Genomic DNA, 23,166 nt, shown 5'->3' with positions numbered 1-23,166 from the left:
AACAACATGATAGATTTTATTAAACAACCCTGGCCCTGGTATTTCTCGGGCAGCATGATCGTACTGATTATGCTCACCTTACTTTTCTTTGGAAAGTCTTTTGGTTTTTCATCAAACCTGCGAACGGTGTGCAGTATAGCCGGAGCAGGCAGAAGAGTAAAGTTTTTTGATTTTAAATGGAAAGACCAGGTCTGGAACCTCATGTTCCTTATTGGCTCCGTACTAGGTGGATTTGTTGCTACAAATTACCTTAGCAGTTCATCTCCCGTAAAACTATCTACAGCTACAATTGCCGATTTAAATCAATTGGGCGTTAAGTTTGATGGCGGACTTAATCCATCCAGTCTATTTTCACTAGAGGCGATGAAAGATTTGAAAACGCTGGCTATTCTACTCATCGGTGGTTTACTAGTCGGTTTTGGATCACGCTATGCTGGAGGGTGTACTTCTGGCCACGCCATATCCGGGCTTTCAAATCTGCAGGTACCATCACTCATAGCCGTAATCGGTTTCTTTATAGGCGGCCTGATCATGACTTTCCTAATCATGCCCTTTATCTTTTAAATCTAAAAAAATGAAATTTATAAAATATATTATTGCAGGAACACTTTTCGGAATCATTATGACCAAGTCTGAGGCTGTTTCCTGGTACAGGATCCAGGAAATGTTCCGTTTCCAGTCTTTCCATATGTATGGAATTATCGGCACGGCCGTTGTAATTGGCGTAATTGCAGTATTCCTGATTAAAAAATTCAAAGCCAAAGATATCTCCGGAAATCCTATTGTCTTCCACGACAAAGATAAAGCATACGTTAAATATTTACTTGGAGGCACCATTTTTGGTCTGGGCTGGGCACTCACCGGCGCCTGTCCCGGCCCTATGTTTGTTAACCTTGGAAGCGGATATGCTGGTATGGCGGTGGTGATTCTTGGTGCCCTATTGGGAACTTATCTATACGGAGCGGTGAAAAGCAAGCTCCCTCATTAATAAAATAGAACACGATGAGCAAACTAAGGGCAATAATAGACCACAGATGTCCAAGATGCCGAAAGGGAAAATTATATACCCATTCCATGTTTCACTGGAAATATGATCAAATGAATAAAAAATGTACCTGCTGCAACCTGAATTACGAGATAGAGCCAGGCTTCTTTATCGGAGCGATGTATGTGAGCTATGTTTTCATTGTCGCAGAACTTGTCAATGCAGGCATTCTGGCATTCATGATCTTTGGTGAAGACGATCAGTGGGCAATCATCGCAACCACCATTGCACCGGTTATCCTATTATTCACCTTCAACTACCGTTATGCCAGGACCCTTTTGCTGCATATACTCTCTCCAATCAAGTATGATAAAAGTGCAGGCAGAAACTGCCGACAAGTTTCGGGGCTCTGTGAGAAACGTTACAGAGCGAAAAACCGCCAATGGGTAAATTTGATGTATACCAAGTAAAGGCAGAGAAAACCGTAAACACATTAATCAAAAACAAAAACACATGAAAATAGAACAATTTGAAGACAAGCACCTTTCCCATTACAGCTACGCGGTACTGAGCGAATGCATGAATGAAATCATATTGATCGATCCCTCCAGAGATCCATCCGCATATTACCATTTTGCCGAAAGACACCAGGCTAAAATAGTTGGCGTTATCGAAACGCACCCGCATGCGGATTTTGTGAGTGCGCATCTGGAAATCCATAATAAGACCAGCGCAACAATATATTGCAGTAAACTCAATACTCCGTCCTACCTGTTTTCCCCATTTGATGAAGACCAGACGATAAACTTGGGAAAGGTCACATTAAGGGCAATCAATACCCCGGGGCATTCTCCAGACAGTATTAGTATTTTGCTCGAACACGAAGGGAAACAAAAAGCGCTATTTTCCGGGGATACCCTTTTCATCGGTGACTGCGGAAGGCCTGACTTACGGGAAAATGGAGGTGATGCAAAAGCAGAACGGAATTTCCTTGCCTCCCAGATGTACCATTCATTAAGGGACAAACTGATGAAGCTTTCAGATGAAGTTATATTGTATCCGGCACACGGGGCAGGTACACTTTGCGGAAAAGCGTTGAGCGAGGCCAATAACAGTACCATTGGTGCTGAAAAAATAAATAATTGGTCATTGCAAGAAATGACTGAGGCGGATTTTGTGAGCGCATTAAATGAAAATCAGCCCTTTATTCCATTCTACTTCCCTTTTGATGTGGCCTTGAACAAGAAAGGCGCAGCACTGTTTGAAGATTCAGTAAGTGCTGTTCCAATCATTGAATCAGGCAAAAGCCTAAAACCAAATGCCCTAATTATCGATACCCGAAGGGAAGACATTTTTAAGAAAGGTCATATCACAGGTGCTATTAACATCATGGATGGAAATAAATTCGAAACCTGGCTGGGCAGCATTGTGAAGCCTGAAGAGCCCTATTACCTTATAGCAGAAAATCTTCCTACATTGCATAATCTTATCGCAAGGACCGCATCAATTGGATATGAAACGCAGCTCGCTGGCGGTTTTGTGAATATTACAGAAACCGTGCAGGATGAAGGTATCGATATCCAAAATTTTAAAAACAACCAAAATAAATATACCATTTTGGATGTTAGGAACAAAACAGAACGGATGGAGAAAAGTATTTTTGAAAACAGCATAAATATTCCTCTGGGAAATTTAAGGGAGAGGATAAGCGAAATTCCGCTGGAGAAACCCATAGCGGTACACTGCGCCGGTGGATACAGGAGTGCAGCTGCAAGCTCACTGATTTCTTCCATTATTGATGGTAAACAAAAGGTGCTTGATATTGGTGAGGCGATAAAAGATTTTCAGAATTAATATTTTAAAAGGTTGAAAACAGAAAGAAATAACGAAGAGAAACTGCATGTATTTGCCCGGCTTGGAAAATATCTGGCATGGACATCATGTCTATTCGTTGTAGTCATGTTTTCTCTTGTTTTAGCGCTCAGCGGATTTCATCTTCCAAAAGGCATCTATGCTGATAAGCCCAATTCACCCATTCAAAAAAATCAAATAAAGCCTTTAAAGAGCCGTGTTCCCGAACCCGAATATTGGAGGGCACCTGATACGATACAGCTTCAGGGCAAAGCTTATGCTGATCTGATCATTTATGGAAAGAATTTGATTGTCCGTACTGCATACTATTTAGGGCCCGAAGGCATCGTAGGAAAGCTAACTAATGGCATGAATTGTCAGAACTGCCATTTGGATGCAGGAACCAGGCCCTTTGCGAATAATTTTTCAGTCTTTTATGCAGGTTTTCCTAAAATGAGCGCAAGAAGCGGGAGAAAGGAAGAAGCCTTTGAACGGATTGCTGAGTGCTTTGAGCGAAGCTTGAACGGCAAAGCGCCGGGAAGAAATTCCAGGGAAATGCTGGCCATGCTCGCCTATTTAAAATGGGTTGGAAAAAAACAGAACGCCGCACATTCCATTGCGGATAATTCGGTAAAAAAAATCCCATATCTGGATGTGCCTGCAGATCCCCTAAAAGGGAAAATGGTATATGCCTCTAAATGCAGTAGCTGTCATGGAGAAACGGGTAAAGGCGTTGCCTCACCCGATGAAAAAGGATACATTTACCCTCCCCTGTGGGGCAGGGACAGCTATAATGATGGTGCAGGAATGTTCAGGCTTGGAAATTTTGCAGGCTTTGTCAAAAATAACATGCCTTATGGTGCAACCTACAAAGATCCGAATTTAACGGATGCGCAAGCGTGGGACGTAGCCGCTTTTGTAAATGCGCAGCCCAGACCGCACATGGATTCCAAAAATGATTATAAAAACCTGTACACAAAGCCAATAGATTATCCATTCGGGCCATACGCAGATTCCTTCAGCGAAGAGCAGCATAAATATGGTCCATTTATTGAAGTAGAAAAACAGCACGCACTTCTCAAACAACAAAAATAGAAAATGAAAAAATTACTGATTTTATTCCCTTTTGTTCTCGTGATGGCCATCACCACAAATGTATGCGCACAGGAGACAAAAAAGCCTTTTACGGGTGCTGTTGCAAAAAAGAAATCATATAAAGCGCTATATGTGCTTAATAGTTCGGAGGAAAAACACATTTCCGGAACACTAAGGAACATTAACAATGCTTTGGAGGATCCAAGACTAAAGGGAAAACTGGAGGTTGAGCTCATCGCCTTCGGGGATGGCGTGGCGGTTTATCGCACGGATGGAAAATTCCTCAATCAGCTTAATACGCTAAAGTCAAAAGGGGTAATCCTGGCGCAGTGCGAGAATACCGTTCGTGAGCGGAAAATTGATAAATCAGATCTTTTCGATTTCATCAGCTTTGTTCCAAGCGGCAATGGAGAGATCATCATCCGTTCGGCGGAAGGATGGGTAATCGTTCATCCCTGATGTAAAAACCAAAACGGCCACTGAACGGTTAAAAGCTGTAAATTTGCATTTCGATCCAATGCAAAGATTATGATCAGTTGTACCGGATCCATTTCATCCGGGGCCGAAAATGATGAAAACTATTGTCATGATTATATATCAATGACTGAGGCCGACAACATTCATATTCAAAGGGTCCGACAAAATTGTTTATCATCGAATGTGCTGTGCGGATTAGAGTATTTTAAAATGCTATGGATTTTGTCGAGAAGCTACACAATTAAAAAAGCCCTCTCATCCAAACAGCACTTGATAAAATTTTGTTAATCAGCTGTGCCTTGACCGGCCAACCAATATTATCACAATGGAAAAAGAAGAACAAGCCATTCCTAAATCAAACACCGGTGACCATCTGGCCAACGAACGTACTTTTCTCGCCTGGATAAGAACCAGTATAGGAATTATGGGTTTTGGTTTTGTGGTTGTAAAGTTTTCACTTTTTATCAAGCAGATCACTCTGGCACTTGGTACCAAAGCTGTCGTACACCAAACCGGCAACTCACAGCGGATAGGAATCCTTCTTGTCGGGGTAGGCGCACTGACCATCATTCTGGCATTTCTGCGCTATCAAAAAACCCACGTTCTAATCAATCAAGGCAGCTATTACCATTCCTCTACACTCATCAAAATCCTAACTGTGGTTATTTTCATTTCAAGCATCCTTTTGTTGATATACCTTGTTAGAACAACTTAGGGAATCTCTGACATGTAAACACTGATTATCAGCGCGGATAGCAAACTTGAGAGAAGCCGTACTATATTACAGGTCAAATATGTTTCGCTACCAAACGCAGAAGGTCATAAATATCAAAAGGCTTTTGAATAAAATTCTCCGCAGCGCAGCCCCTTCTGATGTCATAACGGTCCGCATGCGCACTCATCATGATAACAGGAACCTGTCGAGTTTTCTCCGACGACTTAAGGTACCTGCATACTTCAATGCCGTTTCCATCAGGGAGCATAACATCCAGCAGAAAAAGATCTGCAGCATGTTCACCTATCCCATCCATAAAAGAGCTTACCGACGAAAACGAGGAAACCCCATATCCCTCGCCGCCAAAGAGAAGCTTTAATACTTCACTTATACCCTCATCATCTTCCAAAAGATATATCATCTTTCCCATTTACTTTGCATATTGTGGGTTGCCCCAGTTATAATAAATCTGATTTGCCATTCCTACGAATGCTTTTCAAATGTCCAAAACGCCCACTACTTTCTCACTTTTCGCTGCTCACTGAGATGGCCGGTTTCCAAGTTCAATCGCTCCAGCAGGTAACGCAATAAAACCTCCCTATCTTGGTTTGCGGAGTGATATGCATGATCTTCACCCTTTAATAAGGATTTATTATGGTTAAAAGTTTCAAATGGCTGTGAAATATTTTTCTCTTTCATAATGTAAATTTTAGGTTAAATATTGCCTATTATTTTTTAGCTCCTGAAATTGCCAGAGCCAAACGAAGCCCAAAAAAGGAAACCTGCCCTGCGCTGCTTTTCCAACCCTCATAACGAAGGCCGAGATCTGCACTATAATGCTTCGAAATTGGAATGCTGGCACCCAAAGTTGGTCCGTAGGCAAAAGAGGTATTCAGCCCGTCTCCAAGAGTATTTGCTGCACCAATCTCAAGGGCAGCGTAATAGATACCTTCAAAGTAATATTTTGCTCCGACTTTAATTGGAACAACGCCATTCATACTTGTTGGCTCTCCTAAATAATCGAGCCGTTTTTTTACCTCATCTCTATAGCGGAAAGTCATATAGCCCGCAGACCCTGTCAGGTTGAGGTGTTTGGTAAAGTTTAATTCGACTTTTGTTGAAGCCCCATATCCATTTACATAAGTTTTGGCAGTCTTCCCTGTCGGAAAGCCCATGACAAAGCCCACCGATATTTTAGGGACGGCAGCTTGATCTTGTGCCTGTACCTTTACAATCATCAATAACAGGAACGAGATTACAAAACATTTATATGTCCATCCGGCATAGGTACTCATAAGGAGGTACTGTAAAAATTGTTTAACTCGGCTGCAATGATTTCCAGGTATGGAGCAAGCTTAAAATCTCGTGATACAAACGATATCACACCCTGTTTTTTACACTCCCAGACTGTTCCAACAAGCTCTCCCTCGATGTAGACCTGGTTGCATTTTTCTTTTGGGACATCTATGCAGATGTGTTTTCCCCCGATTTCAAACTCATGGTTAAATTCTAAATCTTTCATATTTTCCTTTTTTCTTATCTGACTAATAAAAAGATTTGCCAGGCGGATACCACCGCCTGGCAAAGTATTATAGCGTCTGACCGCTTTTGATCTCATCGTTCGCAGGCGAGATTATCTCTGTGCCGGCTTTGATGGAACCAAAAATCTCGGTCATCTCTGCTCCCTTCATCCCTTCCTTAATGTCAACGAGCTTTGCTTTACCATTTGCAACTTCCACTACGTACTTCCTTTCTGTAGAACGTACGATAGCGGAATTAGGCACAAGAAGCGAGGTAGAACCGGATTTAAGCGGGATTTCAACCTCTGCATACATTCCGGCCTTTAAACGATTGTCTTTATTGGCCACGTCAACCTCCACAACTTCCTGGCGCATATTGCCAAGGGAATTTGCAGACCGGCTAATCTTTGCCTGGTGCTGTTCTCCCGGCAGCGCATTAAAGCGGAACTTGACCATCTGACTTAGGTCCACCTTGTCCACATAATCTTCAGGTATGGACACCTCAAGCCTCATGTGGGTGAGGTCCTGTAATACAAGCATAGGCAGGTCAGAAGATTTACCTGCTGATACCAATGCTCCCGGTGATACATTCCTGTCCACAATCACCCCGTCAAAAGGTGCATATACTTTCAAGTAGTCCTGCATGGTGCGTACTGAGGATACATTTGACCGCTCAGCCTCAGCTATGGCCTTATCTCCTTTCATCCTGGAAAGCGCATTGTCAAGCTCTAAGGGAGATACCGAACCCTCTTCCTTTGCAGCCTCTTTCAGACGTCTGTATTTTTCACTGCTCGCCGATGCGGTCTCACGTGCCTGCAGGTAGCGGGAATTTGCCGATTGCAGTTGTGATTCGAGCTCTGGTGCTTCCAAAGTCATCAGCAGCTGGCCTTTGGTCACTTTCGACCCTAAGTCGACTAGTATCGCCTTCACAAAGCCGTTTGCCTTTGGAAAAATGTTTACCTGGTTGAAAGGCTTGAGCACGCCGGGAATGCGGGTAAAACTCGAAAGGGCCTCTTCTTCAACCTTAGCCGTTTCATATTTGGCTTCCTTGCCGTTTTTTTCCGGACTGATGTCCACAGGCTTCTGGTTGCCGCCACAAGCGGCCAGAGAACTTATAATAATTATAATGGGAATGAATCTGGTTTTCATGTTGTTTATCATTTTAAAGTTTTGTTTTTCTAGGCATTAGGTTGGGTTCTTTTAAGCTGCTTTTTTTCTGTACCCAGGCGAAAACCTGCGGAAGGATGAAGAGCGCAGCCAGGGTTGAAAAGAATAGCCCGCCAATAACAGCCCTACCGAGCGGCGCGGTCTGTTCTCCGGATTCGCCCAACCCAGAGGCCATCGGGATCATCCCGGCTATCATCGCGAAACTGGTCATTAAGATCGGCCTTAAACGGATCCCGGCACTAACGATGGCCGCTCGGGTAGAATCCTTGTAATCCAGTCTAAGTTTTTCGGCGTTGGTCACGATCAGAATCGCATTGGCTACCGAAACACCGGTAGACATGATCATACCCATATAGCTCTGCAGGTTAAGTGTTGAACCTGTCAATAACAGCGCAGTCAGTGAGCCCAGGATTACTGCCGGAACAGTCGAAAGCACAGTCAGCGAAAGCTTGAAAGACTGATAATTGGCTGCAAGCAGAAGAAAGATAACGAGTATCGCAAAGGCTAGTCCGCCCTGAAGAGAAGACAGCGTCTCGGTCAGCAGGCTCGACATACCTTTCACTTCTGCCGTGAGTCCCTTCGGTGGTGTGCCAACGGATTTTAAGGCCTTTTCTACATCAGCCGTTGCCGTTCCCAGATCCTTTTTATAAATGTTTGCGCTCACGGTCAGAAAGCGTCTTGGCCCGGAGCGGTCATATTCCCCAGGAAGGTAACTGGTATTGAAAGTAGCGATGTCGCCAAGTACCGGACTGCTCTGCCCTTTGACCAAAGGAATTTCCTTAAGTTCATCCATGGTATTCATCACATATTCGGGAACCTGTACCTGTACCTGGTAGGTGTAGGCAGTTTTTTCATCGAGCCATTGGTTCTTCTCGGTAAAACGGCTAGATGAGGTACTCGCGGTAACTGACCTTGCAATATCAACAACATTAAGTCCAAACTGCGCCGCCTTTAACCTATCAAGGGTAATAGAAACTACGGGAATATGCAGGGGTTGAGCAATCTGGATATCACGGAGATAATCTATTTTTTTAAGTTTTGCCAAAACCTTATTAGAGTAAGATTCGATCTGGACCATATCTTTTCCCGCTACCCTGATCTCAATCGGTGTGGCAGCACCCTGGCTCATGATCTTTTCGGTCATGTCAATCGGCTCAAAGGTAATACGCAGATCAGGAAGTTTATAAGCGATGTTCTTTCTCAGCGCATCTTTCAGCTCATCCATATTTACCTTGTAATCTTCATCAAGGTTCACCTGTAACACGGCCTCGTGGGTACCGGTATTGAAGATATATAAGTTACTGGTTCCGTAACTGCTTGGAATGAGCCCAACGTATCCAGAACTAACTGCGACATGGTTATCTACTGTTTGATTGATGATGGAGAGTACCTGCTTAAATTTCTCTTCGGTGCGCTCTAACCTGGTACCGTCCGGCGCTTTGATGCGGATCTGGAACTGCCCGTTATTGAGCTTTGGCATCATATCCTTTCCAATAAACACAAAGCCCAGTCCGGCAAGGATAATAACGGCAAAAAGATAAATTCCGACAATTCCCTTTTTCATCGGCATCCACCGCTCGATGATCGCCATAAATCTCACTTTGACCCGTTCAAAGAAATCGTTTTTCTCTGGTTCATCCTTTTCATTTTGCAGATGCTTCTCTACCTGCTCTCCTTCCCTTTCGTCCAAGGCTTCCCCTGCATGGGCATGGATCTTACCATGGTCATAGTGCTGATAACGTTCTTCCTTGATCATCCAGTTGGATAGAATTGGAACCAGGGTCTGAGCCACAATAAAGGAGACAATCATGGTAAAGCCAATGGACAGGGATAGTGGCAAAAACATCGCCTTTGGTATCCCGTTCATCATAAAAGATGGCGCAAAAACGGCCAATATACACAGCAGGATGAGCAGCAGCGGGAATGCAATTTCTTCACAGGCATCGTAAATGGCTTCGCGTTTGGGTTTTCCCATTTCCAAGTGCTGGTGGATATTTTCAATCGTAACCGTTGCCTGATCGACCAGAATCCCAATTGCAAGTGCCAAACCGCTCAAGGTCATAATATTAATGGTTTGACCAAACATGCCCAGTAAAAGAACGCCGATTAAAATCGATACTGGAATGGTAATCACCACGATAAGACTGCTTCGAAGGTCACGCAGGAACAACAATACCATAAGACCTGTTAATAGTGCCCCCAAACCACCTTCAGTGATCAGACTTTTTACCGAGTTGATAACGGCCACAGACTGGTCAAATTCATAGGAGATGTGGACATCGTCCGGCAAGAGACTCTGCATTTCCGGAATTTTGGCCTTCAAGGATTTAACCACCGACCAGGTTGATGCGTCTGCAGTTTTTACAACCGGTATATAAACCGACCGTTTTCCGTTGATCAGTGCATAATCGACCGTAACATCTGCTGCATCTGCAACTCTCGCCACATCTCTAACCAATATCGAAACGCCGTTTTTTGTGGCTATGGGAATATTGTTGAATTCATCTACAGTCTTTATCAGCGAGTTCATGGAGGTTACCATCATCGTATTGTCCAATCTTAGATTTCCCGAAGGAGACATGACATTGAACTTGGATAAAGCCCCTACCACCTCGTCCGGAGTCAGATTATAACTCCTTAATTTGCTTGGATCTACACTAATGGTAATCGAGCGGGAATTGGCACCGAATGGTGGTGGCGCCGAAAGTCCGGCAACCGAGGAAAACATGGGTCGGATACGCGTTGCCGCCATATCATAGATTTCCTTCAGGCTGCGAGATTTGGCCGAGAGCACAAGCTGGCCGACGGGCAGTGAAGAGGCATCAAAGCGGACTACCTGCGGAGGCAGTGCTCCGGGTGGAAAGAACTTCATGGCCCGGTTTACCTGGAGGGCAACCTGTGCAGATGCCTCGGCCATGTTGGTGCTCTCATAAAAACTCAGCTTGAGCATGGTGAGTCCCTGAATGTTCTTGGCAGTGATATTCTTTACACCGTTTACGTAAAGGAACTGATCCTGCAAACGGGTAGAGAAGAAACCCTCCATCTGCTGTGGAGACATGCCCCCATAGGATTCGATAACATATATAGTTGGAGAATTAAGTTGGGGAAAAATATCTATTGGGATCTTCAGCGCACTGAGCACTGCAAAGAGCAGTAAACTCGCGGTGATCACCACTGTTGTAATCGGCTTTTTCAAGGCCGAGGTAACCATTGACATATCTTTATTATTTTAATGCGTTTAACAGTGAATCTACTTGATTGGTGGCAATAGCCTTTTGAAAAAGAGCCCGAATGTACAGGTACTTTGCATTCACAAAATCGGTTTCTGCACGGTAAAGGATGTTCAAGGCTGCATTGAGCTCAATGATGTCTGTCAGCCCGTTCTTGTAAAGGGAGAGCTTCTGGCGATACCCTGCGGCCGCTGCCTTTAGCTGATTTGGTATTTCATCGAGTCTTTTATGCGCAGTACTGATTTCAAGGCCTGCCTGAAGGGCGGCATTTGATAACATTAACCTTTCCTGCTGTAGTTCCTTTAAGTAAAAATTGCTACTGGCCTTTTGGGTCCTGAGCTTCAACTGACGCCTGCGCAGATCAAAGAGGTTATAACTAACACCTACACCCAGGAGGTAATTTTCCCGTTGCCATTCCAGACCACTGGATAGACTGTTGAAATTGTCATTGGCATCAATGCTTGATCCCCTTGACCATGCCGCAGCTTGAAGACTTATCTTCGGATTATAGGCTTTTCTAACCAAATTTTCCTTCTCAACACTGCTTAGGTAATTGCTTTTGTAGAAATCAAGCAACGGATGGCTTGAACTGTCCGTCAACTTTACCGATAGGTTTACCTCGAGCGATTTTAATCGGTCGAGGATCGTACTATCTGCAACAATACTTTTTGGTTCTAGCCCGCTGATTGCTGCAATGTCGAGCTGAACCTGTTTATAGGTATTGTCCATTTCAATATAATTCAGCCTTGATTTGGAGAGTTCGGCTCCTGCGATACTGGTATCCACACCTGGACGTACACCGCTTCTGGCAAGGGATAAAATCGAACGGTTGATCTGCTCATTGCGACTGATATTGCTTGCTTGAATAGATAGCATATCCTGAAGCTTTAGTAGGCTCAAGTAATCATCAATGGCGACGGCCCTGGTCTGGTATCGGCGCTGGGCAAACCTGGAGCGCTCTGCTATAAGTTCTGATTTGGCTACTGCATTCTGGGCCTTGTAGGCACCAAAATTATAGACCTCCCAATCAAGGGAGACAATGCCAAGGTTAGTAAGTGCAGCTTTCGTAGTGCTTTCAGTTCTAACGCCCCTGGAATTGGAGGGAACTATACCAAAGGCCATATAAGGTCCTGCCACGTTATTGTTTGAGCCCAGATCTGCCTGATAATTAAGTTTCAGGTTTGGAAGGGCATTCGCCGCGGTCTCTTTTAACTGAGCAGCACGGATCTCCACTTCTGCTGAATCAGCGGCCAGTGAAGGTGAAAAAGCGGTCACCTGATCGATTAGATCGACGATCCCGACGGGTTTTGGAGCGGTTTGGGCATGGCTTTCCAGCCCCATATATAAAAGTGGGAACAAACAGAAAATCTGTTTAATACGGATCATGTCTTTAAATTAAAATTTAAGGAAAAAGATTTGACGGACGTTTAGGACAGGAAACTCGGTGATTAACCGGCCGTCGTCACTTCATCATATGAAGGACCTGTCAGAAAAGAAATTTGGAGATAAATCTCAGATCCGAAAGACCTGGTTGGAAATATAAATTGGGACTGATCCGGCAATCCTGTATCTGATCTCAAGAAAATACCTGTTTAGGTTGGAGGCTAAAAGTGAAAGCCCTAAAAATAAGATGATGCCGATAAGAAAAGCTTCCAAAACAGGAATCACGGTTTTCTTGCGTTCATCAAGGATACACTTAAATTGTCTGGTAATTTTTGAATCCTTTCCAAGCGGAGAAAAGCTACCACTGTACTGGGAGGCTGATTTTATTCCCCTGGCTGACTCTAAAAGGGATAGATTGGATAAAAAAAAGATATTGCCCAAAGAGATACACAAGTACAGCAAAACAACTCCAATTATAGAGCAATTTGGTACCTGCTTAACTTTCAAACCCTTCAAATTTAATAACCTAAATATATCGGCGCTAAAATCCGCATTAATCTAAAAAGATGAGAGAATAAATAGCAACAAAACCGTTACAAAACATCAACAACGAGTATATGTTGATGCATATGCATATTGTGCATAAACCAATTCATTTGACCCCTTGTAATCAGTTTTACTCAATAGCTAATTGATTTTATTCGTTTTACAAACACTAGATTTGTTTTACTTAATGGAAGCTCTTTCATACTAATTTTATTGATTTTTTAATTGTTTTACTGGTTTATATTGGTATTTTATTAAATTTACTGAAATAATATACGTTTTACTGAAAAAAATGGCAAAGAACAAAGTAGGTAGTGAATGGTTAAAAGAACATTTGAATCTAGAAGGGTACGGAGTAACAAAACGGTCTTTTATCGGGACTCAAAATAAGATAGAGATGGCAGCTGATGGTACTCTAGATCAGCAGTTTGGGCCGAAATACGCTTCTGGGGGCAATACGGTACCGAACCATCTAGAGTTCCTTCTAAAATATGAAGATGTTAATCTTGATTTCCTAAGTGCGGTATTTGCAAGTGCAGATCGAAAAGAACTAAATAAGTTTATTTCTGCTAGCCCTTCAGGTAAATACAGCAGGAAGCTGGGGTTTCTTTATGAATGGTTGACTGGTAAGCAACTTGATCTTACTACTGAACCCAGCGGCAACTACGTGAATTTATTGGATGAAGAACAGTATGTTACAGGAAAGCAGATCAAGAATAGCAGATGGAGAATTAATGATAACCTCTTAGGAGGGCGAAAATTCTGCCCGATTGTCCGTCGTACAAAGGCCATAGAGGATGTCTTAGATATTGATTATAGAGCAGAGATTGAAGAATTAAAAGAAGAGTTTTCCCCTGAAGTCTTTAAAAGGGCAACCCAATATTTATATAGGAAAGAAACCAAGTCCTCATACGAAATAGAGAGTGAAAAGCCGTCGCCTGAAAGAATCGACCGCTTTATAGCCATTTTGTATAAAGCTGGAACTGCTCCGAGCGCTGAAGTGCTTGATGTCAAAAGCCTAACTGAATTGCAAAATGCCATTGTCGATCAACGCTATGCTCAGAAAGGTTTCCGAAATTTTCAGAACTTTGTTGGGCAAACCAACTATCGCATGGAGGAAATTTATCATTATATATGTCCTCCGCCTGATATGGTTAAATCTATGATGGAGGGTCTAATTGAGTTGGAAGAAAAAACAACTGGTGAGCCTGCTGTAGTGAGGGCGGCTATCATCGCGTTTGGGTTTGTATTTATTCATCCATTTGAGGATGGAAACGGAAGAATCCATAGGTTTTTAATTCATGATATGCTGACCCGTGATGGACTTTCGGAGCATGGGTTAATCATACCTGTATCTGCGCATATGGTCAACAATATGAGAGATTATGATGCAGCGTTAGAGAATTATTCCAAACCTTTAATGCAGAGAATAAAGTTCAAACGGGACGAAAGAGGAGAAATAATAATCACTAATCCCAAGGAAGTCAATGCGTATTTTCGATACCCTGATCTAACTCAACAATGTGCTTATCTCGCTACTACTATACAAGCGACAATTAAGCAGGACCTATCTGAAGAACTTCATTTTTTAGAACGGTATGATGAGTTAAAGCGGGAACTGCAAAACCTAATAGACATGCCTGATAGAAGATTAAACGAAGTTATCATCTTCTTACATCAAAATAAGGGTGTTTTCCCAAAACGCAGGAAGAAAAATTTTGAGGAAATCACTGAGGAAGAGTTTGCGGAAATGGAAAAAATCTATAACGACATCTTTGATAACAACTAAACCAGGAATGCTTGAATTAGGCAGCATATATTGGGTATTTCACAATCCTATCTCCAGCGTTCAATTTAAAAGATTTTCAATTCGCGAATATTCCTATTGCCAGAAGGTTTAAAAATAATCCTAGACCTTGAGAGCAATCTGGATGGCCGGCTACTCTGCATGGATACACTGAACAATATCTTTAATCCTTGAGATGCTAACGAGTCCACGATCAAAAGCACGATGCAAATTTGGACATAAAGCGATACCATTTGTGACTTTGTCATTATGACTGACGTTGAAAGGTACGAATATGGCAAGCGTCAACAAAGCTGTGGCCAAATGTGCTACTGAGCTGCATGCTCGTAATACTACATTGATTACCGTAGAGTTTAGGAATGAGCCTTTTGAAGAGTCCGTTACGCACAAAGATATCTTCTTCTGTGTTAATAATAACCCGCCTATAGTTTGCCACTGGTTCATTTAATACAAACTCTTCCTGTTGGTGCAGATAGCCTTCTCCATGATTTTTCGCAGATATATAATTAGCTTTATAAGCGGAGAAATAAGTATCCAATAAAAGATTTTTTGCGATCATTCTATTTATCTGGATATTATGGTGATATTGGTTCTTCGTCACTTTTGGTGAAAACCATAAACCTTGAACCAATCCTAAATATACAGCTTACCACTAAATCTATTTTTATTACGTAATGCTTGTCACTTTATCATCCTGTACAAGGATCGGTTTACCTGGACGCCTATTCCTAGTTCTAACAACAGTTTATCAGCTGCAATTTTGTTATATTCGCCGAAAATTAACGCGAAATTATGGCAAAACCAGGGTATGAGGTAACAATGGACAAATCTAGACTAAAAATTAGGTTTGCATTTGTTAGTCGGGGTGCTCAAGATGTGATCAAAGTAATTGCTTATGACTATGTAGGCTTATACCATGATACGAAAACCTTCAACTTGGGTTTCGGAGATTACAATCCAGTAACTCGTAAAATTAATGATAATGCGAATACAGAAAATGGCGACGTATACGATGTGCTCAATACTGTGTTAAATACTATTCCACTTTTTTTTGAAGAATATCCGGATTATGCACTCATGGTTAGGGGAAGCGATAGCGGAGAAGATTTTATAGCGAATTGTCTGCCTGATTGTAAAAAGAATTGTAAAGATGGGGAGTGTAGAAACCAAAACAGAAGAATTAGTGTTTACACCAGGTATGTAAATACTAACTATGATGAACTTGAAAAAGGTTATACTTTTTTAGGTGGAAATCAAGATACAGTTGAACCTTTTGAAAAAGATAAAAAGTATGATACAGTATTAGTAATGAAAAAAACACTAACTTTGTAATATGAAAACAAAGAACATAAAAACAGATAATCTGGTAAAGATACCAGAGTCTGCAGTAATGGCTTTGGTGTTATCACAACTCAAAGGTGTGATACTATTCCCGGAAAAAATCGAAGCCGCAAAAAAATATTTAAAACATATCAACAAGAAAGCAGCAATTTAGTGCTTAGTGCATGTTTCGGCATTACTGTCCGCTGAATCCGGAAATAAGCTGAAACCTCATTTCGCTCCAAACTGGTTCTTCGTCACTTTTGTTGAAAACCATAAACCTTGAACCAATCCGAAATGGCGGTGCAAACTAAATACTCTTTTTTTTGTGAATCAGGGCAGTTTCTAATTGTTAACACATAAATCTTCACCAAAAGTGACGAAGAACCGTGATATTGACCCCAGTAATGCATGATACTGACCCCCCTCGGGGATTTGGCCTGTCATAGCTGACGGCATGACAATTTTACCTTTTTTTTCTTAGACTTTCTCCTTTTTTACGGAAAGCTTTCCATAAAAAAGGCTATGACAACAATATCGTTATGATAATAAGTTCTCCAGATTATAAAAAAATCAATTAATTATCAGCCTTTTAAGAATAATATATACATAATCACTTTCCATAACTTTAGTGTGGCATATTACAAAATCTACATTAAAATTAAAAGTTATGAAAATTCAAAATCTTATTGAACGTGCCAATCACCTTTTAAAAGAAGCGAGATATTCAAGTAGCCGGATCTATATCTATAATTGGTTATGGAAGAAGGGAATTCTTGAATTCATGAATTCAAAAGGTTTGGTTGACTATGACGAAAACGTCGGCAATGAATATATGCTGACGTGCCATGATGGTTACGGTGTTACATTCCGCCATCGCGACCTTATTAAAAGTATTGAGTTGCTAACCAATGTGTTGCTGAATGACAATCTTGGTGGAAGAATACACCATGCGGTACCATACCCGTTAAGGGGTGATATTGGGAAAGCTGCGAATCAATACCTTGATTTCCTGATATCCCAACGAATAAGCGAGAAGAAAACGCTGCCACGTTACAAGAAAACAATAAGCAACTTTATTGAATATCTATTCGAGATTGGAATAGAAAATCTTTTAGGAATAACAGAAGAGGCGATAGTAAAGTACATTGAAAGTCGCGAACATCAAAAGAAGGAGTATGTCGATACTATATCGAGAAAAGTGTTAACTGAGCAATTGCGAGAACTTGAAGCCGATGGCTTGATTAGCAGGAAACAATACAAGGAAGTTCCACCGAAAGTAGAGTATGCACTCACGGAATATGGACAAAGCCTTTGTCCATTGTTAGCATATATATCGGCGTGGAACAAAGAAAAAGTTTAACATGATAACTTAGCTGCCGCGCCAGTCTTTGATCATCGAAGTCATTGAAATGCGTTTTTCTTCAGTATTCATCGACGCAAAGCTAGAAACAGTAGGTTACTGAGTCAATATGTACTTAGTAGGCCGGATACATTTAAACGAATGACTACACACTGATTGAACTCTAAGTCCAAGAGACAACTGATCGAGGTAGATTTTAAGATTACCTGAAGGCATTGCAGAAAACAAGCTATGCTGTCATTCTTTAGTTCAGTGCAACATGGAATGATATAACCCACTTTTATCACAGTTTTATCGATGAAGTCAACGCTAGTTTTTGTTCTTTTCATTCTTGAGAGCGTTTGATTAAATTGAGTGAAACTAATATAATCAATAAAACACTGTAAATCAATACTTAAAACTTGGTATTTTTGAAATTTCGATAAGGTCCTTCGGGTGAGAACCAGTTATGGATAATGATTTTTTTTTAGCTTTTTATGTTGCGAAAAGCAGTCTTGAGCATCATAAGCGTTAAAGTGTTAACCGCTAATAAAATAGTGAACTGGTTTATCATCTCAAAATTCGGCTGAAAGCGGATCTTAACGATTTGCATTAGGTTAATCCAACAAACCTGGAGTGACTGAATGGCCAAATCGTTTAAAACTCAATCTTTTGATAACCTGGATGAACCACTCTCAATTGACCCCATATAGCCAATAATAATATATTTATAACACCTTATTTTTAAGTCACTTATAGTCAATTGAAAATTGGCGCAAAGGGATCAAATAAATTGGTTTGTGCAATAAAACGGATAGTTTTTTAAAAATGTATATTTGGAATTTTGTGGAATATGGAAAAAACAACAATTGAGAAGATTATGGCTCCGGTGAGCCGCTTCATACATTTGGAATATACCAGTGGGATAGTGCTGCTTATCAGTGTAGTGATTGCTATTTTATGGGCAAATTCACCCTTCCATGAATTTTATGAACACCTCTGGCATATCAATTTTACTATAGGATTTGATAAATTTCTACTCAGTCATCCGCTTCATATTTGGATAAATGATGGACTTATGGCTATTTTCTTTTTCGTAATAGGTCTTGAACTTAAGCGCGAATTCATGGAAGGAGAACTCTCCTCGCTTCAAAAGGCGTCTCTTCCGATGAGTGCGGCATTGGGTGGAATGCTGGTTCCGGCAGTGATATATTTTTTAATCAATAAAGGTACAAACGCCGACCACGGATGGGGAATTCCTATGGCAACCGACATCGCCTTTGCGCTGGCCCTTCTTTCCATGGCCAGCAAACACATCCCCGTTTCGGTTAAAATCTTCCTTTCTGCACTTGCCGTTGCCGATGATCTGGGCGCAGTGTTGGTGATTGCTTTTTTCTATACAGACCAGATCAATTTTGTACCACTGGCCGTAGGTGCCGGCTTTCTGATATTGCTGATGGTGGGAAACCGGATGGGAATCAGAAGTACAATATTCTATCTCTTGCTTGGCATATGCGTGTGGATCGGCTTTTTACTCTCCGGCGTGCATGCTACCATTGCTGGGGTATTGGTTGCTTTCACCATCCCGGCCGTTACCCGAATTGATGAGCAGATCTATTCGAGTAACTTAAGAAAACTTTCTTACGATTTTGAGGCCGACATCCCCGAGAGGGGAACGCTGATAACGCCATTGCAGAACAAGACTATTCAAAAAGTAAAAACGTTGAGCATGGCAGCTGAAACACCTTTGCAAACCATTGAGCATGCACTACACCCCTGGGTGGCGTTTGGGATAATGCCCCTTTTCGCGCTGGCAAATGCCGGCATAGTGATCACCTCGGATTTTTTTAGTTCGCTTATTAACCCTGTTTCGATAGGCGTTGCTGCAGGCCTGATCATTGGAAAGTTTACCGGAATCTTGCTGTTTTGCTGGGTTATGGTTAGATTCCGTATTTCAAATTTACCCGAGGGGGCAAACTGGAAGCATATCGCAGGTGTTGCTTTACTTGCGGGAATAGGATTTACGATGTCGCTTTTCATTAGTGGGCTCGCGTTCAAAAATCCTGCATTTATCGTTCAGGCCAAATACGGAATCTTAATCGCCTCGATAATTGCTGGAGTCTTGGGGACGGTCGTGCTAAAGCGCATTAGGGGAAAAAGAGGCAGGTAAAACAAGTTAGTTAATATATAAAACAGCCACATGGAAAAGAAAACAGATGATGTGAGGGGTGCACTAAAAGCCTTTATTGAAAATCGTTTCAATCTGCAAATTGATAAGGCCAATGAAAGTGAGGTGGTAAATTCCATTTCCAAAAATTCTATATTTGTTGGCGGCCCACTTTGGACGCTCATTTTTGCAATCATTATCGCATCCGTAGGGCTGAATGTGAACTCCACAGCAGTGATTATCGGTGCCATGCTGATCTCTCCACTAATGGGGCCTATCATGGGGATAGGCCTGGGTATTGGTACAAATGATTTCGAACTCGTTAAAAAAGGCGGGAGAAACCTGCTGATTGCTACTTTTATCAGTATAGTCACCTCAACCATATATTTCTACATCACCCCACTTCACGAAGCACAGAGCGAACTTCTCGCCAGAACCACTCCATCCATATGGGATGTATTTATCGCTTTCACCGGCGGGCTCGCGGGCATCATTGCCGCCACCAGGAGGGACAAGAGTAACGTTATCCCAGGCGTAGCCATTGCGACGGCACTAATGCCACCGCTTTGTACGGCAGGTTACGGATTGGCTATGGGCAACTGGCCTTTTTTCTTTGGCGCTCTATATTTGTTCTTCATCAATAGTCTATTTATCTGTATCTCGACCTATCTTATCGTAAGATTTTTAAAATTTGACAAAAAACATTTCGAGGATCCGGGAGTGGAAAAAAGGGTCTCTAGATATATTCTTATCAGCGTACTCGTCACCGTCATCCCCAGTATATACCTTGCCTACGGTATTGTGCAGAAAAGTATTTTTGAAAACAATGCACAGAAGTTCATTCGTGAGCAGTTCAACTTCAAAACTACCCAGGTGATCAACCGGAACCTTCGTTACGTTAAAGGAGAAAAAGAGATCGACTTGTTGTTGATCGGGGACGAACTTCCCCAGAGTAAAGTAAACTCCATAAAAGGTAATCTAAAGAAATATAAGTTGGAAGGAACTACTTTGCAGATAAGGCAGGGGCTTAATGCCAGGCAGGAAATTGATTTTTCGCAGATTAAGGCCAGTATAATGGAAGACGTCTTCAAAAAAGAGAACCAGTCCGGTAGCTCGGTAAAGCCCGATAAGCTTGCCCAGCCCCTGCCCGAGATTAGATCTGAGCTTATTGCCCTGTTTCCGGAGATCAAAAGCTATTCACTTTCCAATACTGTGATAAGCAGGCTGGATACCCAACGCAAAGACACCCTCACCCTTTTCAGTGCCGAGGTATCCAAAGCGCCCAGTGCCAGCAATCAGATGAAGATCCATTCCTGGCTTAAAAGCCGGTTAAAAGTAGATTCTCTAAAGACAATTTATAGTAGTAATTGATGCTGCCTAAGATTAGAGAAATTAGTTATCGATCTGTTCGGAGATAGGGTTTTCAAAAACCGTGAAAAAAGATGACTGAAAAAATAACAAACCATACCAATGCCTGCTAAAACTAAGCGTAAAATAGCCCCATACCATTAAATCTATTTGTCGAAAATCGGATGTCTCCACTCTCGGTGCATCCGTGCTGAATAGTTTCTGTTGCTAAGAGGTTTTTTTTTAAATTAATTTTTTGTATATTGACAATCACTACTTCAATTGATGAGGAAAAACGATATCGGGACAGGTATAAAAAAGTATTTGCCATTATTTATGGGAATCGCTTTTGCCTGTTTACTTGTTTTTTTTTCTCATTCATCAAAAGCAAGGATAATTGCATTCAAGTCATGCCCTAAAATTACCTCCTTCGAAAAGGATCTTAATAAGATCGCTAACATCACTCCGGTAAATATAAAGGGCGGTCTCTTTTCTAACCCTGAGGGCAGGCAATCCAAATACAGGAAGAAATTCCAAATGGGTGGAGATTCCTATATCGAGTTTAAAGCAGCAGAAACCGTTGTTTACAAGTTAGCTAATCAATTCCGCGACCCTATTATAAATTATCATACGCCTAATGTAATCACCGCCGTTGTGCTATTTATGCATAGACTTGCTTCTTTCTAATTTCAAGATCCACCTACCTATCATTTTTTTTTTAACGATACGCTAATTGGTTTACTCATCCTATGGACTTTTAACAATATTTGAGTGTGATTAATGCACCAAGGATAACTAAAAGTCTTATTAGCTCATTTTAAATTTTACATAAACTGTTCATATACTAATTATCGGGTAGTGTTTAATTTTAAGCCTGAAAGTACTCTAGAACTTACAATTAACAAAAAAACGGCTCGTAAACTGGAATAGATTAGCTACGACTCCCGTGAATAAAGCATTGTTGTCTGGAATTGGGCCGGATAATATTTCTGGCCCTTTTTCTTCCATTGAGCCTATAGAAGCAACAGAGTGAAGACATGTAATCCCCATGTTCGCGATACCAATAAAACAAATAGCCAGGAAAAATATAAAGTTAAACCCGTGATTAAATGATGAGACCAGAATCCAAATATAAGTGTGTAATCATTGATGATGATATAAATTGCATTCAGCTTTTGAAGGAATATGTATATGCCCTGCCTGAGTTATCAGTTCACGCAACCTTTTCGAATCCGGCAGCTGCAATAAAAGAGATCAAAGATCGAAAAGGGGTAGACTTCTTATTTCTTGATATTGATATGGATATTTCCGGACTTGACATTGCACGTATGTTACGGGAGCATGTTTGCTTTATCGTGTTTGTGACCGGACACCCCGAATGTGCGCTGGAGGCCTTTTCTGTAAACGCTGACCGATTCCTGCTCAAACCTGTGAGTCTGCAGAAATTCGCACTGACGGTAAATGAGCTACAATCCCAACATGCCCGGTTAAATGCCTAAGCGTTTAAATGCCCGAAGAATTGTATCCTTCTTAAGGTTAATTTCGTTTTGGCCTGATTCGTGTTGCAAGGAATAACAGTTAAAAAAATAAAAGTCTTTATCAAACCTACCATTCAAAATATTACATTATGGAAAAAACCAGACCAACTGATCAGCAAGAGTTATCCCATCAAAGCGTACCAATGGTGTCCAGGAAGAGCTTTCTTATTGTGATTGTCATCGCTCTGGCTCTGCTCTCCGGTCTTTGGATATGGAAAGCAGTCGAATTAGGGAGGGTCAGATCTGAAAGCGAAATGGCCAGTAAAACCCTCAAAAGAAAAGTTTCCATGCAGATGGATTCTGGCTTAAAGTCGCAACTAATATTATTATCCAAACCCCTTGCCTGGGCAATCCGGGATAAAATGATTTCAGGAAACAGGCAGGATATCAATGTTTACATGAACCAGATGGTAAAGGAAAAGAACTTTGAAGAAATCTCCATTGTTGATCAACGGAATGTTATTCTGCTTTCTACAGATAAAAAGGAGGAGGGGAAACCATACTCTACCTTTTACAACAGCGCTTTCCTAAAATCCGATAGCACCAAGATGTATACTCAAGGTGGCAGAACCATAATCATTACTACGCCGATATTAGGCTTGGACAAGCGTCTTGGTACCCTTTCAATTAAATATAACATGCCTAATCCTAATTTGGATTGAGGTGCCAAGAAATT

Annotated in this window: 25 protein-coding genes; 16 read left to right on the top strand and 9 right to left on the bottom strand. The window is 41.6% G+C overall.

The window, feature by feature from the left end; genetic code table 11:
- Positions 1-6 precede the first annotated feature (6 nt).
- The 7 genes from ACFOUY_RS15955 (at position 7) to ACFOUY_RS15925 (ending at position 5,123) form a co-directional block, all read left to right on the top strand.
- Positions 7-564, top strand: a complete 558-nt coding sequence (locus ACFOUY_RS15955) for a YeeE/YedE family protein (RefSeq protein ID WP_378962074.1) — start codon at positions 7-9, stop codon at positions 562-564.
- Positions 565-574: 10 nt separating this feature from the next.
- Entirely contained in the window at positions 575-988 is a 414-nt protein-coding gene (locus tag ACFOUY_RS15950; RefSeq protein WP_378962072.1) for a DUF6691 family protein, read from the top strand.
- 86 nt (positions 989-1,074) lie between these two features.
- Positions 1,075-1,455 carry a DUF983 domain-containing protein gene (locus ACFOUY_RS15945; RefSeq protein WP_378962070.1) on the top strand — a complete coding sequence of 127 codons (381 nt, stop codon included), beginning with the start codon at positions 1,075-1,077 and terminating at the stop codon, positions 1,453-1,455.
- Between the two features lie 43 nt (positions 1,456-1,498).
- Complete coding sequence (locus tag ACFOUY_RS15940) at positions 1,499-2,839, top strand: MBL fold metallo-hydrolase (protein ID WP_378962068.1); 1,341 nt, start codon at positions 1,499-1,501, stop codon at positions 2,837-2,839.
- A 12-nt stretch (positions 2,840-2,851) separates the two neighbouring features.
- Positions 2,852-3,931, top strand: a complete 1,080-nt coding sequence (locus ACFOUY_RS15935; RefSeq protein ID WP_378962067.1) for a c-type cytochrome — start codon at positions 2,852-2,854, stop codon at positions 3,929-3,931.
- A gap of 3 nt (positions 3,932-3,934) precedes the next feature.
- Positions 3,935-4,390 (top strand): DsrE family protein, encoded by a 456-nt coding sequence (locus ACFOUY_RS15930; RefSeq protein ID WP_378962065.1) that lies wholly within the window; start codon positions 3,935-3,937, stop codon positions 4,388-4,390.
- Positions 4,391-4,733: 343 nt separating this feature from the next.
- Positions 4,734-5,123: a YidH family protein gene (locus ACFOUY_RS15925; RefSeq protein WP_378962064.1), complete on the top strand. Its 390-nt coding sequence runs from the start codon at positions 4,734-4,736 to the stop codon at positions 5,121-5,123.
- 73 nt (positions 5,124-5,196) lie between these two features.
- Here ACFOUY_RS15925 and ACFOUY_RS15920 read toward each other — a convergent pair whose 3' ends face one another.
- From ACFOUY_RS15920 to ACFOUY_RS15890, 7 genes are all read right to left on the bottom strand, one after another.
- Entirely contained in the window at positions 5,197-5,553 is a 357-nt protein-coding gene (locus ACFOUY_RS15920; RefSeq protein WP_378962063.1) for a response regulator, read from the bottom strand.
- Between the two features lie 86 nt (positions 5,554-5,639).
- On the bottom strand, positions 5,640-5,822 hold the full coding sequence (locus ACFOUY_RS15915) for a hypothetical protein (RefSeq protein ID WP_378962061.1): 183 nt from the start codon (positions 5,820-5,822) through the stop codon (positions 5,640-5,642).
- Positions 5,823-5,851: 29 nt separating this feature from the next.
- Positions 5,852-6,418 (bottom strand): hypothetical protein, encoded by a 567-nt coding sequence (locus tag ACFOUY_RS15910; protein ID WP_378962059.1) that lies wholly within the window; start codon positions 6,416-6,418, stop codon positions 5,852-5,854.
- Complete coding sequence (locus ACFOUY_RS15905; protein ID WP_378962058.1) at positions 6,415-6,645, bottom strand: hypothetical protein; 231 nt, start codon at positions 6,643-6,645, stop codon at positions 6,415-6,417. The genes ACFOUY_RS15910 and ACFOUY_RS15905 overlap by 4 nt, the downstream gene beginning before the upstream one ends.
- 67 nt (positions 6,646-6,712) lie before the next feature.
- On the bottom strand, positions 6,713-7,792 hold the full coding sequence (locus ACFOUY_RS15900; RefSeq protein WP_378962056.1) for an efflux RND transporter periplasmic adaptor subunit: 1,080 nt from the start codon (positions 7,790-7,792) through the stop codon (positions 6,713-6,715).
- A gap of 13 nt (positions 7,793-7,805) precedes the next feature.
- Entirely contained in the window at positions 7,806-11,027 is a 3,222-nt protein-coding gene (locus ACFOUY_RS15895; RefSeq protein WP_378962053.1) for an efflux RND transporter permease subunit, read from the bottom strand.
- 7 nt (positions 11,028-11,034) lie between these two features.
- Positions 11,035-12,426 (bottom strand): TolC family protein, encoded by a 1,392-nt coding sequence (locus ACFOUY_RS15890; protein ID WP_378962052.1) that lies wholly within the window; start codon positions 12,424-12,426, stop codon positions 11,035-11,037.
- Positions 12,427-13,261: 835 nt separating this feature from the next.
- Here ACFOUY_RS15890 and ACFOUY_RS15885 point away from each other — a divergent pair.
- A complete protein-coding gene (locus ACFOUY_RS15885; RefSeq protein WP_378962050.1) occupies positions 13,262-14,758 on the top strand; it encodes a Fic family protein in 1,497 nt (498 codons plus the stop codon).
- A gap of 150 nt (positions 14,759-14,908) precedes the next feature.
- On the opposite strand, the gene ACFOUY_RS15880 is transcribed toward ACFOUY_RS15885, so the two are convergent.
- A complete protein-coding gene (locus tag ACFOUY_RS15880; RefSeq protein ID WP_378962088.1) occupies positions 14,909-15,064 on the bottom strand; it encodes an HNH endonuclease in 156 nt (51 codons plus the stop codon).
- Positions 15,024-15,335: a hypothetical protein gene (locus tag ACFOUY_RS15875; protein WP_378962091.1), complete on the bottom strand. Its 312-nt coding sequence runs from the start codon at positions 15,333-15,335 to the stop codon at positions 15,024-15,026. Before ACFOUY_RS15875 ends, ACFOUY_RS15880 begins: the two co-directional genes overlap by 41 nt.
- Positions 15,336-15,568: 233 nt before the next feature.
- On the opposite strand from ACFOUY_RS15875, the gene ACFOUY_RS15870 reads away from it, so the two are divergent.
- The 8 genes from ACFOUY_RS15870 (at position 15,569) to ACFOUY_RS15835 (ending at position 23,152) form a co-directional block, all read left to right on the top strand.
- Positions 15,569-16,108: a DUF6934 family protein gene (locus ACFOUY_RS15870; RefSeq protein ID WP_378962049.1), complete on the top strand. Its 540-nt coding sequence runs from the start codon at positions 15,569-15,571 to the stop codon at positions 16,106-16,108.
- Position 16,109: 1 nt separating this feature from the next.
- Positions 16,110-16,271: a hypothetical protein gene (locus ACFOUY_RS15865; RefSeq protein ID WP_378962047.1), complete on the top strand. Its 162-nt coding sequence runs from the start codon at positions 16,110-16,112 to the stop codon at positions 16,269-16,271.
- Positions 16,272-16,766: 495 nt separating this feature from the next.
- Positions 16,767-17,459, top strand: coding sequence for a winged helix-turn-helix transcriptional regulator (locus tag ACFOUY_RS15860; protein WP_378962044.1), 693 nt, complete (start codon positions 16,767-16,769; stop codon positions 17,457-17,459).
- Between the two features lie 832 nt (positions 17,460-18,291).
- On the top strand, positions 18,292-19,608 hold the full coding sequence (gene nhaA, locus ACFOUY_RS15855) for a Na+/H+ antiporter NhaA (protein ID WP_378962042.1): 1,317 nt from the start codon (positions 18,292-18,294) through the stop codon (positions 19,606-19,608).
- Positions 19,609-19,638: 30 nt separating this feature from the next.
- Positions 19,639-20,976, top strand: coding sequence for a TIGR00341 family protein (locus tag ACFOUY_RS15850; RefSeq protein WP_378962040.1), 1,338 nt, complete (start codon positions 19,639-19,641; stop codon positions 20,974-20,976).
- 261 nt (positions 20,977-21,237) lie between these two features.
- Positions 21,238-21,639 (top strand): hypothetical protein, encoded by a 402-nt coding sequence (locus ACFOUY_RS15845; protein WP_378962038.1) that lies wholly within the window; start codon positions 21,238-21,240, stop codon positions 21,637-21,639.
- 422 nt (positions 21,640-22,061) lie between these two features.
- On the top strand, positions 22,062-22,451 hold the full coding sequence (locus tag ACFOUY_RS15840) for a LytR/AlgR family response regulator transcription factor (RefSeq protein ID WP_378962035.1): 390 nt from the start codon (positions 22,062-22,064) through the stop codon (positions 22,449-22,451).
- Positions 22,452-22,579: 128 nt separating this feature from the next.
- The gene (locus ACFOUY_RS15835) at positions 22,580-23,152 is read left to right on the top strand and encodes a hypothetical protein (RefSeq protein WP_378962033.1); all 573 of its coding nucleotides are present in this window, start codon (positions 22,580-22,582) and stop codon (positions 23,150-23,152) included.
- Positions 23,153-23,166: the final 14 nt, after the last annotated feature.

The sequence above is a fragment of the Pedobacter jamesrossensis genome (assembly GCF_042650905.1).
GTDB classification, from domain to species: Bacteria; Bacteroidota; Bacteroidia; order Sphingobacteriales; family Sphingobacteriaceae; genus Pedobacter; species Pedobacter jamesrossensis.
This window is presented reverse-complemented; position numbering and strand designations above follow the sequence as displayed.

Coding starts and splice junctions, on each gene's coding strand:
- ACFOUY_RS15895 (WP_378962053.1), bottom strand. CDS start 11,027: ATGTCAATGGTTACCTCGGCCTTGAAAAAGCCGATTACAACAGTGGTG.
- ACFOUY_RS15850 (WP_378962040.1), top strand. CDS start 19,639: ATGGAAAAGAAAACAGATGATGTGAGGGGTGCACTAAAAGCCTTTATT.
- ACFOUY_RS15885 (WP_378962050.1), top strand. CDS start 13,262: ATGGCAAAGAACAAAGTAGGTAGTGAATGGTTAAAAGAACATTTGAAT.
- ACFOUY_RS15915 (WP_378962061.1), bottom strand. CDS start 5,822: ATGAAAGAGAAAAATATTTCACAGCCATTTGAAACTTTTAACCATAAT.
- ACFOUY_RS15950 (WP_378962072.1), top strand. CDS start 575: ATGAAATTTATAAAATATATTATTGCAGGAACACTTTTCGGAATCATT.
- ACFOUY_RS15840 (WP_378962035.1), top strand. CDS start 22,062: ATGATGAGACCAGAATCCAAATATAAGTGTGTAATCATTGATGATGAT.
- ACFOUY_RS15845 (WP_378962038.1), top strand. CDS start 21,238: ATGAGGAAAAACGATATCGGGACAGGTATAAAAAAGTATTTGCCATTA.
- ACFOUY_RS15955 (WP_378962074.1), top strand. CDS start 7: ATGATAGATTTTATTAAACAACCCTGGCCCTGGTATTTCTCGGGCAGC.
- ACFOUY_RS15865 (WP_378962047.1), top strand. CDS start 16,110: ATGAAAACAAAGAACATAAAAACAGATAATCTGGTAAAGATACCAGAG.
- ACFOUY_RS15945 (WP_378962070.1), top strand. CDS start 1,075: ATGTTTCACTGGAAATATGATCAAATGAATAAAAAATGTACCTGCTGC.
- ACFOUY_RS15930 (WP_378962065.1), top strand. CDS start 3,935: ATGAAAAAATTACTGATTTTATTCCCTTTTGTTCTCGTGATGGCCATC.
- ACFOUY_RS15875 (WP_378962091.1), bottom strand. CDS start 15,335: ATGATCGCAAAAAATCTTTTATTGGATACTTATTTCTCCGCTTATAAA.
- ACFOUY_RS15905 (WP_378962058.1), bottom strand. CDS start 6,645: ATGAAAGATTTAGAATTTAACCATGAGTTTGAAATCGGGGGAAAACAC.
- ACFOUY_RS15835 (WP_378962033.1), top strand. CDS start 22,580: ATGGAAAAAACCAGACCAACTGATCAGCAAGAGTTATCCCATCAAAGC.
- ACFOUY_RS15900 (WP_378962056.1), bottom strand. CDS start 7,792: ATGAAAACCAGATTCATTCCCATTATAATTATTATAAGTTCTCTGGCC.
- ACFOUY_RS15860 (WP_378962044.1), top strand. CDS start 16,767: ATGAAAATTCAAAATCTTATTGAACGTGCCAATCACCTTTTAAAAGAA.
- ACFOUY_RS15890 (WP_378962052.1), bottom strand. CDS start 12,426: ATGATCCGTATTAAACAGATTTTCTGTTTGTTCCCACTTTTATATATG.
- nhaA (WP_378962042.1), top strand. CDS start 18,292: ATGGAAAAAACAACAATTGAGAAGATTATGGCTCCGGTGAGCCGCTTC.
- ACFOUY_RS15920 (WP_378962063.1), bottom strand. CDS start 5,553: ATGGGAAAGATGATATATCTTTTGGAAGATGATGAGGGTATAAGTGAA.
- ACFOUY_RS15870 (WP_378962049.1), top strand. CDS start 15,569: ATGGCAAAACCAGGGTATGAGGTAACAATGGACAAATCTAGACTAAAA.
- ACFOUY_RS15910 (WP_378962059.1), bottom strand. CDS start 6,418: ATGAGTACCTATGCCGGATGGACATATAAATGTTTTGTAATCTCGTTC.
- ACFOUY_RS15925 (WP_378962064.1), top strand. CDS start 4,734: ATGGAAAAAGAAGAACAAGCCATTCCTAAATCAAACACCGGTGACCAT.
- ACFOUY_RS15940 (WP_378962068.1), top strand. CDS start 1,499: ATGAAAATAGAACAATTTGAAGACAAGCACCTTTCCCATTACAGCTAC.